Source organism: Rhizobium indigoferae, assembly GCF_034554815.1.
Lineage (GTDB): Bacteria > Pseudomonadota > Alphaproteobacteria > Rhizobiales > Rhizobiaceae > Rhizobium > Rhizobium leguminosarum.
Genome location: NZ_CP140635.1, coordinates 1265997 through 1279509 on the forward strand (window position 1 = coordinate 1265997; position 13513 = coordinate 1279509).

The 13513-nt window shown below is 60.4% G+C and carries 12 protein-coding genes and 1 pseudogene; 7 read left to right on the top strand and 6 right to left on the bottom strand.

All coding sequences use genetic code 11. From position 1 onward, the window contains the following. Positions 1–42: 42 nt before the first annotated feature. Positions 43–1230 (bottom strand): membrane protein, encoded by a 1188-nt coding sequence (locus U5G49_RS06480; protein ID WP_028733632.1) that lies wholly within the window; start codon positions 1228–1230, stop codon positions 43–45. A 235-nt stretch (positions 1231–1465) separates the two neighbouring features. Here U5G49_RS06480 and parC point away from each other — a divergent pair, with 235 nt between their 5' ends. Then, positions 1466–3721 (top strand): DNA topoisomerase IV subunit A, encoded by a 2256-nt coding sequence (gene parC, locus U5G49_RS06485; protein WP_018241504.1) that lies wholly within the window; start codon positions 1466–1468, stop codon positions 3719–3721. 211 nt (positions 3722–3932) lie between these two features. Further along, entirely contained in the window at positions 3933–4391 is a 459-nt protein-coding gene (locus U5G49_RS06490; protein WP_018241505.1) for an SRPBCC family protein, read from the top strand. On the opposite strand, the gene U5G49_RS06495 is transcribed toward U5G49_RS06490, so the two are convergent. The 5 genes and pseudogenes from U5G49_RS06495 to hemB form a co-directional block, all read right to left on the bottom strand. Then, positions 4375–4764 (bottom strand): type II toxin-antitoxin system death-on-curing family toxin, encoded by a 390-nt coding sequence (locus U5G49_RS06495; protein ID WP_193446105.1) that lies wholly within the window; start codon positions 4762–4764, stop codon positions 4375–4377. The genes U5G49_RS06490 and U5G49_RS06495 overlap by 17 nt on opposite strands. An 82-nt stretch (positions 4765–4846) precedes the next feature. Then, positions 4847–5718, bottom strand: a pseudogene (locus tag U5G49_RS06500) (DMT family transporter). Then, the gene (locus tag U5G49_RS06505) at positions 5719–6495 is read right to left on the bottom strand and encodes an arginyltransferase (protein WP_018241509.1); all 777 of its coding nucleotides are present in this window, start codon (positions 6493–6495) and stop codon (positions 5719–5721) included. 206 nt (positions 6496–6701) lie between these two features. Next, complete coding sequence (locus tag U5G49_RS06510; RefSeq protein WP_003547150.1) at positions 6702–7160, bottom strand: RDD family protein; 459 nt, start codon at positions 7158–7160, stop codon at positions 6702–6704. A 281-nt stretch (positions 7161–7441) separates the two neighbouring features. Continuing rightward, a complete protein-coding gene (gene hemB, locus U5G49_RS06515) occupies positions 7442–8455 on the bottom strand; it encodes a porphobilinogen synthase (protein ID WP_193446106.1) in 1014 nt (337 codons plus the stop codon). 229 nt (positions 8456–8684) lie between these two features. Between hemB and U5G49_RS06520 the strand changes: the two genes are divergently transcribed. From U5G49_RS06520 to nrdR, 5 genes are all read left to right on the top strand, one after another. After that, positions 8685–9122 (top strand): DUF6163 family protein, encoded by a 438-nt coding sequence (locus U5G49_RS06520; protein ID WP_018447468.1) that lies wholly within the window; start codon positions 8685–8687, stop codon positions 9120–9122. Positions 9123–9250: 128 nt separating this feature from the next. After that, positions 9251–9766, top strand: coding sequence for a transcriptional regulator LdtR (gene ldtR, locus U5G49_RS06525; protein ID WP_018241512.1), 516 nt, complete (start codon positions 9251–9253; stop codon positions 9764–9766). Between the two features lie 441 nt (positions 9767–10207). Continuing rightward, positions 10208–11509: a L,D-transpeptidase family protein gene (locus U5G49_RS06530; RefSeq protein ID WP_018241513.1), complete on the top strand. Its 1302-nt coding sequence runs from the start codon at positions 10208–10210 to the stop codon at positions 11507–11509. A 216-nt stretch (positions 11510–11725) separates the two neighbouring features. Beyond that, the gene (glyA, locus tag U5G49_RS06535) at positions 11726–13024 is read left to right on the top strand and encodes a serine hydroxymethyltransferase (protein WP_028733634.1); all 1299 of its coding nucleotides are present in this window, start codon (positions 11726–11728) and stop codon (positions 13022–13024) included. 9 nt (positions 13025–13033) lie between these two features. Beyond that, the gene (nrdR, locus tag U5G49_RS06540) at positions 13034–13510 is read left to right on the top strand and encodes a transcriptional regulator NrdR (protein ID WP_003547190.1); all 477 of its coding nucleotides are present in this window, start codon (positions 13034–13036) and stop codon (positions 13508–13510) included. Positions 13511–13513 lie beyond the last annotated feature (3 nt).

Genomic DNA, 13513 nt, shown 5'->3' on the forward strand with positions numbered 1-13513 from the left:
CAGTTCACTGCTGCCGGGCCTTTCATCAAAAGTTCGAAGCGATCAGTCGTTGGCGGTAACCTTGACGCCAAGCACCTGCGGCAGCGTGTTCGGAGCGCCCATGGCGGCGCCCACGATCGTCGGGAACGGCACCGGCTTTTCAGGAGCGGCCTTGACGGTCAGGCTCTTCGGATCGTCGAGGAAGGTGTTGACGGCAGCTGAAACGGCGTTCTGCAGTTCCGGGATATTGAGCTGCGCCAGCATGATCGGCGTCATGGCCTTCAGCGAATCCGCCATCTGCTTGCCCGACATGTTCTGCTGCGAACCGGCATAATCCAGCGCACGCTTGGTGATCGAGGCATCTTCGAAGCGCACCTGTGCTGCCTCGAAGGACAACTGCTGCATCAGGCCGAGCATGGCAAGGCCGAGCGCCTGCTGCGATTCTTCCTTGTTCGCACTGGCTTCGGATTGCTTCATCGCATCCTGCAGCGACTTCACGAAGGCCATCGTATAGCCCGAGATCTTGAAGCCAAGGTTCAGCTTGCCGATGTTGGTGAAGTCGAAGGCAAATTCCGAAATGTCGATCGTGCCGGGGGCAAGTTCCCAGGCGCCCTTCATGGTGATGTCGCCCTGGATGTGCTGCAGGGCCAGCTTCTCGATCGCGTCTTTGCTCTGCGGATCCTCGGCTTTGCTGAGATCGGCCTTCATGCTTTTGAAGGCGCCGTCGAAATCGAAGCCGGATTCGTCTTCGCGCAGTGTCAAATTGACGTCGCTTTCGAGCACCGAGAACATTTCCGCGCCGTCCTTGACCACCTTCAGCGGGCCGGTATGGGCGGTTTCGTAGAGCATCATGGTATCGAGCGTGTCGCCGCCCGCCGTTGCCGGGATCGAGATGCCGCCGAGCGTCAGCTCCTGCGCCGTTACCGTGACGCCGTCTTTCGTGGTGTTGATATCGGGGAAGGCGGCCTCTTCGATGTAATAGCCGCCATCCTCGTCTTCTTCGACGCCGGAAAGGGTGACTTCGCCGACGGCCAGGCTTTCGCCGCCGGCCGATTTGACGCTGACATTCTTCAGCGTCGCGGTCGTGCCGTTGATATCGACGGCGTCAGCCGAAATCGTTCCGCCCTGTACGGCATAGGCGGCGTTGAGCTTCTTCAGCAGATCGGCGCCGTCGAGGGCGAAAGCCGAACCGGCGAGCGAGAAAAAGGCGGCGCCCGACAGCATCAGCCGCGTTGTCCGGGAAAAGTTCATGGGGTGATTCCTCTGGTGGCGTGGTGGCGGTTGGAAATCTGCAGTTACGCTACTACGGATTGGGCCCGCTTTATATTTGCGGATCTCTAAATTTCTGTTGAGAGGAACGGCAAACGAAGTCCAAATTGCGGCGGAACGTTTGTCTCATCCTTTGATGTCAGTCCCAAGACTTCATCCACAGCCGTAATGGCCCGGATTCCTTGCCCGCCGGCCTCTTCTGAGCTAGTCAGAACCTATGGGACAAGAGATTTTGCCGCCTTCCGGCGGAGACGACGATCACATCCAACCAGTCGACCTCAAGGCGGCGCTCGAGCAGCGCTACCTTGCCTATGCGCTGTCGACCATTATGCACCGCGCCCTGCCTGACGTTCGCGACGGGCTGAAGCCCGTTCACCGCCGCATCGTCTATGCGATGAACGAGATGGGGCTGAGGCCGAACTCGGCCTTCAGAAAATGCGCCAAGATCGTCGGCGAGGTGATGGGTAACTACCATCCGCACGGCGACCAGTCGATCTACGACGCGCTTGCCCGTCTCGCCCAAGATTTCTCGCAGCGCTACACGCTGGTTAACGGCCAGGGCAATTTCGGCAATATCGACGGCGACAGCCCCGCCGCCATGCGTTACACCGAATCGAAGATGACGGCGGTCTCCGAGCTGCTGCTTGAAGGCATCGATCAGGATGCCGTCGATTTCCGCGACACTTACGACGAATCGAATTCCGAGCCGGTCGTCCTTCCCGGCGCCTTCCCGAACCTGCTCGCCAACGGCTCCTCCGGCATCGCCGTCGGCATGGCGACCTCGATCCCGTCGCACAATGCCCATGAGCTTTGCGATGCTGCCCTGCATCTGATCAAGCATCCCGATGCGACCGTCGAAAAGCTCGTCGAATTTATTCCCGGCCCGGATTTCCCCACAGGCGGCATCATCATCGATAGCCGCGACAGCATTATCGAGAGCTACCGCACCGGCCGCGGCGGTTTCCGCGTGCGGGCGAAATGGCAGACGGAAGATCTCGGCCGTGGCGGCTACCAGATCGTCATCACCGAAATTCCCTTCCAGGTGCAGAAATCGCGGCTGATCGAGAAGATCGCCGAGCTGCTGATCGCCCGCAAGCTGCCGCTGCTGGAAGATATCCGCGACGAATCGGCCGAGGACATTCGTGTCGTGCTGGTGCCGAAGACCCGCAGCGTCGATCCGACGATCCTGATGGAATCGATGTTCAAGCTGACGGAGCTCGAAAGCCGCTTCCCGCTCAACATGAACGTGCTGTCCATGGGCCGCATCCCGCGGGTCATGGCGCTGAACGAGGTGCTGAGGGAGTGGCTGGACCACCGCCGCGAAGTTCTGCAGCGCCGCTCGCGCTTCCGACTGGCAGCGATCGACAGACGCCTCGAAATCCTCAGCGGCCTGCTGGTCGCCTACCTCAACATCGATGAGGTCATCCGCATCATCCGCGAGGAGGACGAGCCGAAGCCGGTCATGATGGCGCGGTGGGATCTCACCGACAATCAGGTCGAGGCGATCCTCAATATGCGGTTGCGCGCCTTGCGCAAGCTGGAAGAGTTCGAGATCCGCAAGGAATTCGACGAACTCACCAAGGAAAAGGGCGAGATCGAGGCGTTGCTTTCCTCCGACGACAAGCAATGGCAGACGGTCGCCTGGGAAATCGGTGAGGTGAAGAAGAAATTCGCCAAGGCAACGGAGGTCGGCCGCCGCCGCACCCAGTTTGCCGACGCGCCCGAGACCGACGAGGAAGCAATCCAGCAGGCGATGATCGAGAAGGAACCGATCACCGTCGTCATTTCCGAAAAGGGCTGGATCCGCGCATTGAAGGGCCATATCGCCGATACGGCAACGCTGACCTTCAAGGAAGGTGACGGTTTGAAGATCGCCTTCCCGGCGCAGACCACGGACAAGATCCTGATCGTCACGACAGGTGGCAAGGCGTTCACGCTCGGTGGTGACAAGCTGCCGGGTGGCCGCGGTCATGGCGAGCCGCTACGCATCATCGTCGACATGGATAACGATCAGGCGGTGCTGACCGCTTTTGTCCATGATCCCTCGCGCAAGCAGCTGATCGTATCGACCGCCGGCAACGGCTTCGTCGTGCCTGAAGCCGAACTGGTCGCCAATACGCGCAAGGGCAAGCAGATCATGAACGTCGGGCTGCCCGAGGAAACGCAGCTGCTCGTGCCCGTCAGCGGCGACCATGTCGCCGTCGTCGGCGAAAACCGCAAGCTGCTGGTATTCCCGCTGGCGCAGGTGCCGGAAATGTCGCGCGGCAAGGGCGTGCGTCTGCAGCGTTACAAGGATGGCGGCATTTCCGACGTCCGTTGCTTCGCGATATCAGACGGCCTCGTCTGGGAAGACAGCGCCGGCCGCACCTTCACGAAGAACAAGGATGAACTTGCCGAATGGCTGGCCGACCGCGCCACCGCCGGCCGCACCGTGCCGAAGGGCTTCCCGCGCAGCGGTAAATTCGCCGGCTGAGGCACGAGAGCACCGCGCGTCTTTTCAGACGCGCAAAGAACGCTGTAAAACTTAGATGCAGTAAATTCCGCGCCCGAGTCTTGGCGGGCGCGACAATTCCTCTATTTCAATCCTGTTAGCAAAAATATGAGCAGGCCGGCTCCGGAGGCGGACGGAATGGCCGCAGGCCGCGCACGGGAGGAGTGTGCGCGCCATTACCGGAGGAAAATCGATGCCCGCCAGCACCATCAAACTGCATGTCAGCCACACCTACAGGGTGCCGCCCGCCGTTGTCTACGACGCCTGGCTTAACCCCGAAATCGCCCGCCGCTTCCTGTTTGCGACCGATGACGGTCACGTCATCCGCGCCGATATCGATCCGCATGTCGGCGGCCGTTTCTTCGTCGTCGACCGCCGCCCGACCGGCGACGCCTTCCACCAGGGTGTCTTCCTGGAGCTGAAGCGCCCGCAGCGCATGGTCTTCAGCTTTTCCGTCGAGGAACACGACCACAATTGCGATCGTGTCGAAATCAACATCGAGCCTCTTGGCGGGGGCAGTCGTCTGACGCTGACCCACGAAATGTGCGCCGAATGGGCCGAACACGAGGAAAAGACCCGGCAAGGCTGGGCGCATGTGGTCGAAGGGCTTGGCAGGGAACTGGAGCAGCAGCAGTTCAAGGCGACGGGTTGAGCGGTATGCTGAAATCTCGAAGGAAGCGGGTCGCACCTTCCTCGTCGATCTCGCCTGCGGCTACATCTAGTACAAATGCAATGACCTGCGCGTTGTCGGCATTGATGACATAGCGGTTGATGTAGAGAAACGTAAACGCCGCGAGATAGCCGGTACGCCTGTTTCCATCCGCGAATGGGTGGTTTCTAACAATGGCATAGAGATAGGCTGCGGCGAGTACGAAGATGTCGGTCTCGCCGTATGCAGCCTTGTTAAGTGGGCGCGCTAAGGTTTCCAATGCATTGGCATCCCGCAGGCCAGGCAGACCGCCTGCTCGGCGATTATCGTGCATATTTTCAATCGCTTGGCGGCTCAGCCACTGAAGCCGTATCATTTCGCGAGTTCGCGGAGTGCCACCCGGTTTTATCCTCTGTGATAACGGCGTTATAACTTGAGGCTGAGCAGGCGAGAACGTCCTAGCCTGCCATTTGAACGATGCTTTTCCTCCGCACCATCCAGACGGAATGGGCTGCGATCGCCGCCACCAGGATGCCGCCCCCGACCATTGTCATGGTCGTCGGCGTTTCGGCGAAGATCAGCCAGACCCAGATCGGTGCGAGCACGGTTTCGAGTAGGTAGAACATGCCGACTTCAGGTGCGGAGAGGTAACGCGGCCCGGTCGCCAGGCACCAGAGGGCAAGCGGCATCATCACTGCACCGTTGAAGAGGATCCAGGCGGGATGCTCGATCGAAAAACCGCCTGCCGGCATGACCGAGATCAGGCCGACCGCCGCCGGCAGCACCGTCGAAAGCAGGGAGACGAAGCCCATCTCCCGGCGCGAGGCGCGGCTGATGGTGATGGCGGCGGCAATGATGAAGGCGGTCAGCAACGCCATGCTGTCGCCGAAGAGATGGCCGCTCGAAAGCCCGTCCTGGACGATCAGGCCGACGCCGACGATCATCGCCGCCATGGCGATCAGCGTAGCTAGCGCCGGCCGCTCCTTGAGGAAAATCCAGGAAAGCAGGGCGGCGAACATCGGATTGAAGGCGACGATGAAAACGACATTGGCCGTCGAGGTATTGAAAACGGCAAGAAGGAAGACCACCGTCGTCAGCCCGTAGAGCAGGCCGGTGACGAGGCCCGGCCAGCCCGGCACGAGCACTGGCCACCGCCCGTTGGCGATCCTGAGCACTGTGGCGACCAGAAGCGTCACGCCAAGGGTCGCGATGCTTCTCGCGGCAAGGATCGACCACAGCTCGCCGTCGGGATATCCACAGAAAGCGCCAGCCCGCCGATCGCCGTCAGCAGCAGGCCCTTCCGATGGTCGGAAAGAGCGGTGGGGAACATTCAGTCGTGGGTGCTCTCGGGCATGGACGAGGGATCGAAGCGTTCCCAGCCGCGCGGGGTCAGATGCTCCTGCGGCTGGAAGCGCGTCTTGTAGTCCATTTTCCGCGACCCTTGAACCCAGTAGCCGAGATAGACATGCGGCAGTCCCAGCGCTTTTGTGCGCCTGACATGGTCGAGAATCATGAAAGTGCCGAGCGAACGCCGTTCAAGCGCCGGATTGAAATAGGAATAGACCATCGACAGCCCGTCGCTCATCGTGTCGGTGAGGGCGGCGGCCAGCAGCTCGCCCTTTGGCCGCTGCTCCAGTCCGGAGCCTTCCTCGCGCCGGCGATATTCGATGATTCTCGTATTCACATGCGTGTCTTCCACCATGATTGCGTAGTCGAGCACGGTCATGTCGGACATGCCGCCCTGCTGGTGGCGAAAATCGAGATAGCGTCGGAAGAGCGAATATTGTTCGCTGGAAGGCTGGGCTGCGAATTCGGTGGCGATGACGTCGGAATTGGCGCCAAGCACCCGCTTCATCGATTTCGTCGGCTCGAACTCCTGGGCGAGAATTCGCACGGAAACGCAGGCGCGACAGGATTCGCAGGCCGGGCGATAAGCGATGTTCTGCGAGCGGCGGAAACCGCCCTGCGTCAGGATGTCGTTCATCTCGGCGGCGCGCGGGCCGACCAGATGGGTGAACACCTTTCGCTCCATCTCATGCGGCAGGTACGGACACGCAGCCGGAGCCGTCAGATAAAACTGCGGTGATGGCGTCGTCTGCGTATTCATTTGTCGCGGAAATTTCCTTGTCGAGACCGTGCCGTTTCCTGACAGCATGACCTAAGAATAAAAAACGTCAACAGCGGGGCGCCTTTCGCCCTTCATATCAGTCTTCTAATTATAGATATGGAGCGCCGGCGCCTGCCGGCAAAGGGAAGGCGGAGACTTTATTTCGTCTCCGCCCCGGGGATTGCAGTTAGGGATCAGCCGAGATCTCAGGCCGTGCGCACCGTCGCCGTACCGACGAGCAGGTCGTGAACGAGACGGCTGCGTTCGATAAACAGGCCGGCAAGCAGAATGAGCGGCGTCAGCACCGAGTTGAGGATCCAGAACAGGGCCAGATGCACGATCGCCGTCATGAAATCCATCGGCCGTCCATCGACGCGCACGATCGCGATTCCCATTGCGCGCATGCCGAGCGAGGCTTGGCTCGGCCCGCCCACAGTCAGGCCGAAGTAAATGCCGGCGACGATGACGAAGAGGGCAGGGTAGAGAAAGAAGCCGAGCCCCAGCGTGACGATCGACAGGAAGAACAGCACGATCGCCGCGGGAATGCAGAGCAGCGCCACGATGACATAGTCGAGAATGAAGGCGAAGACCCGGCGGCTCAACACGCCGCTATAGGCGCGCCAGTCCTCCGGTGCGGCATAAAGCGGATTGGGGTTGTAGCTCATCTCAATCTCCTCAGGAAAAGCGATGCCGCTGATATGGTATCGGCAGGGCAAAATGCAATAATCTGCCCCAGATGCGGATGGTTTTAGGCCGGATCGACCTAAAACCGTCCGCATCTAAATCAAAGAAATGGAGCATGATGTCGTCCGAAAACCGCGGACACTTTTCGGCATCATGCACTACAGCGCCGCGCGTCTTTTAAGATGCGCAAAGGACGCTGTAGCACTTTGAATCGCTGCATAATTTTATCCTTAAATCGATTCCGATTTAAGGAATTATGCAGTCACCGCTTTGCGAGAATTTTCGCCACTTCGACCGCGAAATAGGTGAGGACACCGTCGCATCCTGCCCGCTTGAATGACAGCAGCGTTTCGAGCATTGCCCGCTCGCCATCGATCCAGCCGTTCATCGCCGCCGCCTTGATCTGCGTATATTCGCCGGAAACCTGGTAAGCGAAGGTCGGCAGGCCGAAGGCCTCCTTCATCCGCCAGCAGATATCGAGATAGGGCAGGCCGGGCTTGACCATCAGCATGTCGGCGCCTTCTTCGACGTCGAGGGCCGCGTCGCGGATTGCCTCGGTGCCGTTGGCGGGGTCGATATAATAGGTCTTCTTGTCGCCTTTCAGCAGCCCGCCCGTCGAGATCGCCTCGCGATAGGGACCGTAGAAGGTGGAGGCGAATTTCGTCGCATAGCTCATGATGCCGACGCTCTGGTGGCCGGCCGCATCGAGCGCCATGCGGATCGCGCCGATGCGCCCGTCCATCATCTCCGACGGCGCAATGATGTCGGCGCCGGCATCCGCCTGCATGACGGCGGCGCGTGCGACCTGGTCAACGGTCTCGTCGTTGACGATCTCGCCGCCCCTGAGAATGCCGTCATGGCCGTGGCTGGTGAAGGGATCGAGCGCGACGTCGGTAATGACGCCGATCTCAGGCACCGCCTTCTTGATCGCCGCCGTCGTCTGATTGATCAGATTGTTGGCCTCGAGGCTGTTCGAGCCGGTCTCGTCGCGCAGTTCCATTTCGATATTCGGAAAGGTGGCAAGGGCCGGAATGCCGAGGCCGGCCGCTTCCCGCGCGGCTTCGACGGCCTTGTCGATGCTCATGCGGTTGACGCCCGGCATGGCTGCGATCGGATCGATGATGCCGGAACCCGGCACGATGAAGATCGGCCAGATCAGGTCGTCGACCGTCAGCCGATTCTCTTGCACCAGCCGGCGTGTCCAATCCGCCTTGCGGTTGCGCCGCATGCGGCGATGACCGGTGATGTCGTCGACGAGATGCGTCCTGTCCTGCATGATATCTGTCCTTGGCCCATTCCATTTATCGGAGCGCTCATTATCATGGCGCCTGGAAAATCCAAACCGGACGATTGGCCGCGGCGGAAAAACATCTGGCGCATAACCCGAAAATCGGAATGGATTTTCGGGTTATGCGCCAACTCAATGTTATAGAGCGTCCCTGGCGCGTCTTGTCAGACGCGCGGACGCCCTTGTGAAGATGCAACCCCAAACCGATGTCTGCGCTATGGAAACCGAATCCCCGACGATACCGAAACGCACACTGGCGGATATCCTCTTCATTCTCTTCCTGAGGCTGGTTGCCGTATCCTGCTTCTGGTTCGGCCTGCAATATTGGGCGATGCTCGTCGGCTATTCGCTGGTCGGCGCCGGCCGCTTCGATCTTTTGAGCCTGCCGTGGAAGGTGGCGAGCACCAGCCTCGCCGTGCTCTTCCCCGTCGCCTCCCTCGGCCTCTGGCTCACTGTCTCCTGGGGACCGGTCATCTGGGTGCTGGCCGCCGGCGGGCAGATCCTCATGTATGGCCTGCTGCCGGATATTTTCGGCCCCAACCAGCTGATCATCCTGCTGCATCTCATGGTCGCCGTCGTCTACTGGATTTTCCGCCTGCTGCTGTGGCTGGAAAAGCGCCGGCACCGCCGCCAGGTAAGTGTTGATTTACCCTGAGACAACGTGGGGTTAGCGGTAAGGCTCCGTTAAGCCTGCGGTTTAAGTCGAATTTTATATGTATTCGATAGGGTCTCACTCAAGGCGGGAAGAAAACACACCGCCAAACAAACAGTGAGGCAGTCAATATGAACACGAAAATTAAGCCGCAGGCGGTATCGAACTTCCGTGACCAGCAGGACCACGACATCCGTGATCTTTACATGGAATCCCTTCACCTCGTTGAACGTCTGCACCGTCGTCTTCTCGACGTCATCAAGGACGAATTCGACCGTCAGGGTCGCAGCGACGTCAACGCCATCCAGGCGCTGCTCCTTTTCAACATCGGCAATTCCGAGCTGACCGCCGGCGAGCTGCGCTCGCGTGGCTACTATCTCGGCTCCAACGTCTCCTACAACGTCAAGAAGCTGGTCGATCTCGGTTTCATCAACCACCAGCGCTCGCGCATCGACCGCCGCTCGGTCCGCATCAGCCTGACCGAAACCGGCCAGGACATCGCCGAAACGGTGGCCAAGCTCTACGAACGCCACATCGCCTCGATCGACAAGGTCGGCGGCATCGGCACCGACGAGTTCACGCAGATGAACAAACTGCTCCAGCGTCTGGACCGTTTCTGGAACGACCAGATCCTGTACCGTCTCTAAGACTCCTGACCTCCTTCAGGGTTGCAGAAAATCGGACGTGTTCCCTGCACGTCCGATTTGCCGTTTGATCCGCGTGGCATCTTTGCAACGCATGGCAGGCAAGCGCAAAGCCCGGTATTCAAGCCGTTTTTTAGCCGTTATTAACCGGCACGCTTTACCCCGTCATATGGTTCGTTGTGTCGTGTTTCCGGTAGCCGGCAGTCCTTCTACCCGCCCGGCAACACGAATTGGCCATATTGGTGTGGCAGCGGAAGGCTTAACAACCGGCGCTTTCAATGGACCGATCAGGAATGCTGGCTGTCGCATCGCAATCTTGTGATGGGGCAAGCGGAATTTTTTGATGCGCCGGGACAACGAATGGACTGGGATCTGCGTTAAAGCGCAGTGATATCGCAAAGAGCCCGCGGCATCTCTTTATCGCCGCAGTCAGTGGTTGGGACTATGTCGAAGAAAAACGGAATTGAAGCTCTCTCGCGCCGCGCATTCCTTGCGTCCGCGGCAACGGTTGGCGCCAGCGCGATTGCTGCGCCGGCATTCGCGCAATCGGCGCTCGATACGCTGATCAATGCGCCGCGCCGCGGCAACTGGGACGACCAGTTTGACGCCAAGGCGGCTTCGCGCACGGCGACCGCCATGGTTTCCAACACGCCGATCCTCGGCCCGCAGTCGGTTGCGAGCGCGCAGCAGGCGATCATGCAGTATCAGCAGATCGCCGCAGCCGGCGGCTGGCCTGAGGTCAATCCCGGTGACCAGCGCCTGCAGCTCGGCGTTAGCTCTCCTTCCGTCCAGGCGCTGCGCCAGCGCCTTGCGATCACCGGCGACCTGCCGCGCGAAGCCGGTATGTCCAACGCCTTCGATTCCTATGTCGATGGCGCCGTCAAGCGCTTCCAGGCCCGCCACGGTCTGCCGTCCGATGGTGTTCTCGGCGAATTCACGCTGAAGGCGATGAACATTCCTGCCGATGTCCGCCTGCAGCAGCTGAACACCAATCTGATCCGCCTGCAGACCTTCCCCGAAGACATGGGCCGCCGTCACCTGATGGTCAACATCCCGGCCGCTTATGTCGAGGCTGTCGAAGACGGCAGTGTCGCGACGCGCCACACCGCGGTTGTCGGCCGCTTGAGCCGCCCGACGCATCTCGTCAATTCGAAGATTTACGAGGTCATCCTCAATCCTTACTGGACGGCGCCGCGCTCGATCGTCGAAAAAGACATCATGCCGCTGATGCGCAAGGATCCGACCTATCTCGAAAAGAACGCCATCCGCCTGATCGACGGCAAGGGCAATGAAGTCGCCCCCGAAACCGTCGATTGGAACGGCGAGGCGCCAAATCTGATGTTCCGTCAGGACCCCGGCAAGATCAACGCCATGGCCTCGACGAAGATCAACTTCTACAACAAGAACGGCGAGTATATGCACGACACGCCGCAGCAGGGCCTGTTCAACAAGCTGATGCGCTTTGAATCGTCGGGCTGCGTCCGCGTTCAGAACGTCCGCGACCTGACAAACTGGCTGTTGCGCGAGACCCCCGGCTGGAGCCGCCAGCAGATGGAGCAGGTGATTGCAACCGGCGTCAACACGCCGATCAAGCTCGCTGCCGAAGTTCCTGTATATTTCGTTTACATCTCCGCCTGGGGCATGCCCGACGGCATCGTCCAGTTCCGCGACGACATCTATCAGATGGACGGCAATGCCGAGCTGGCGCTCGACACCACGGCGGGCATGGAGCAGCCGGTCCAGTAAGCGGCGACCGCTGTATTGTGATTTGAGAACCGCGCTTTCGGGCGCGGTTTTTTTATGTCCGAGGAGACGCTCCTCGATGTGGTCGCCAAGGATCGGCGCGGTGCGACCACAAAAGAGCGAGAGCGCGCGCTTTGCTCAGCAAATGTCGTTCTTCGTATTGCCCTCGCCACGGCGGAAGGCTAATACCTCAGCGCATTCCAGTTGAGGAGCCCGCCCATGACCAATGCTTCCACCGAATCCTTCTTCAATCGCTCGCTTGCGGACGTCGATCCGGACATTTTCGGCGCGATCGGAAAGGAACTCGGTCGCCAACGGCACGAGATCGAACTGATCGCTTCTGAGAACATCGTCTCCCGCGCCGTGCTGGAAGCCCAGGGCTCCATCATGACCAACAAATATGCCGAGGGTTATCCCGGCAAGCGTTATTACGGCGGCTGCCAGTTCGTCGATATCGCCGAGGAACTGGCGATCGAGCGCGCCAAGAAGCTGTTCGGCGTCAATTTCGCCAACGTCCAGCCGAATTCCGGCTCGCAGATGAACCAGGCGGTGTTCCTGGCGCTGCTGCAGCCGGGTGACACCTTCATGGGTCTCGACCTGAATTCGGGCGGCCACCTCACCCATGGTTCGCCGGTCAACATGTCCGGCAAGTGGTTCAACGTCGTCTCCTACGGCGTGCGCGAAGGCGACAACCTGCTCGACATGGATGAAGTCGAGCGCAAGGCCAAGGAAACCAAGCCGAAGCTCATCATCGCCGGCGGCACTGCCTATTCCCGCATTTGGGACTGGAAGCGTTTCCGCGAGATCGCCGATTCGGTTGGCGCCTATCTCATGGTCGACATGGCCCATATTGCCGGCCTCGTTGCCGGTGGTGTTCATCCGTCGCCATTCCCGCATTGCCATGTCGCGACGACGACGACCCACAAGTCGTTGCGCGGCCCACGCGGCGGCGTCATCCTCACCAATGACGAGGATCTGGCCAAGAAGTTCAATTCGGCAGTCTTCCCCGGTTTGCAGGGTGGCCCGCTGATGCACATCATCGCCGCCAAGGCTGTCGCCTTCGGCGAGGCGCTGCAGCCTGAATTCAAGGATTATGCCGCCCAGGTCGTCAAGAACGCCAAGGCGCTCGCCGAAACGCTGATATCGGGCGGCCTCGACGTCGTCTCCGGCGGCACCGACAACCACCTGATGCTGGTCGACCTTCGCAAGAAGAACGCCACCGGCAAGCGCGCCGAGGCAGCGCTTGGCCGCGCCTATGTCACCTGCAACAAGAACGGCATTCCCTTCGATCCGGAAAAGCCCTTCGTCACCTCGGGCGTGCGCCTCGGCGCACCGGCCGGCACGACCCGCGGCTTCAAGGAAGCTGAATTCCGCGAGATTGGCAATCTCATCGTCGAGGTCCTCGACGGGCTGAAGGTCGCCAATTCCGATGAAGGCAACGCTGCCGTCGAAGCCGCTGTGCGCGGCAAGGTGGTCAACCTCACCGACCGCTTCCCCATGTACGGCTACATGGGATAAGGAGTAGGGATGCGCTGCCCCTATTGCGGTTCGGAAGATACCCAGGTCAAGGATTCGCGCCCGGCGGAGGACAACACGTCCATCCGCCGGCGGCGTATCTGTCCCGATTGCGGCGGCCGCTTCACCACGTTCGAACGTGTGCAACTGCGCGAGTTGATGGTCATCAAGAAGACCGGACGCAAAGTGCCCTTCGACCGCGACAAGCTGGTGCGCTCCTTCGAGGTGGCGCTGCGCAAACGCCCGGTCGAGCGCGACCGCATAGAGCGCGCCGTCTCCGGTATCGTCCGCCGGCTTGAAAGCTCCGGCGAGACCGAGATCTCCTCCGAGCAGATCGGCCTGCAGGTGCTGGAAGCCATGAAGAGCCTCGATGATGTCGGCTTCGTGCGCTATGCCTCGGTCTATCGGGATTTCTCGCTTGCCGAGGATTTCGAGAAGGTTATTTCCGAAATCAACGCCAAGATCGCCCGCGACCCGCTGGACAGGTGAGCC

Excerpts from the sequence above, each read along its gene's own strand:
- U5G49_RS06480 (WP_028733632.1), bottom strand. The coding sequence starts at position 1,230 with ATGAACTTTTCCCGGACAACGCGGCTGATGCTGTCGGGCGCCGCCTTT.
- parC (WP_018241504.1), top strand. The coding sequence starts at position 1,466 with ATGGGACAAGAGATTTTGCCGCCTTCCGGCGGAGACGACGATCACATC.
- U5G49_RS06490 (WP_018241505.1), top strand. The coding sequence starts at position 3,933 with ATGCCCGCCAGCACCATCAAACTGCATGTCAGCCACACCTACAGGGTG.
- U5G49_RS06495 (WP_193446105.1), bottom strand. The coding sequence starts at position 4,764 with ATGATACGGCTTCAGTGGCTGAGCCGCCAAGCGATTGAAAATATGCAC.
- U5G49_RS06505 (WP_018241509.1), bottom strand. The coding sequence starts at position 6,495 with ATGAATACGCAGACGACGCCATCACCGCAGTTTTATCTGACGGCTCCG.
- U5G49_RS06510 (WP_003547150.1), bottom strand. The coding sequence starts at position 7,160 with ATGAGCTACAACCCCAATCCGCTTTATGCCGCACCGGAGGACTGGCGC.
- hemB (WP_193446106.1), bottom strand. The coding sequence starts at position 8,455 with ATGCAGGACAGGACGCATCTCGTCGACGACATCACCGGTCATCGCCGC.
- U5G49_RS06520 (WP_018447468.1), top strand. The coding sequence starts at position 8,685 with ATGGAAACCGAATCCCCGACGATACCGAAACGCACACTGGCGGATATC.
- ldtR (WP_018241512.1), top strand. The coding sequence starts at position 9,251 with ATGAACACGAAAATTAAGCCGCAGGCGGTATCGAACTTCCGTGACCAG.
- U5G49_RS06530 (WP_018241513.1), top strand. The coding sequence starts at position 10,208 with ATGTCGAAGAAAAACGGAATTGAAGCTCTCTCGCGCCGCGCATTCCTT.
- glyA (WP_028733634.1), top strand. The coding sequence starts at position 11,726 with ATGACCAATGCTTCCACCGAATCCTTCTTCAATCGCTCGCTTGCGGAC.
- nrdR (WP_003547190.1), top strand. The coding sequence starts at position 13,034 with ATGCGCTGCCCCTATTGCGGTTCGGAAGATACCCAGGTCAAGGATTCG.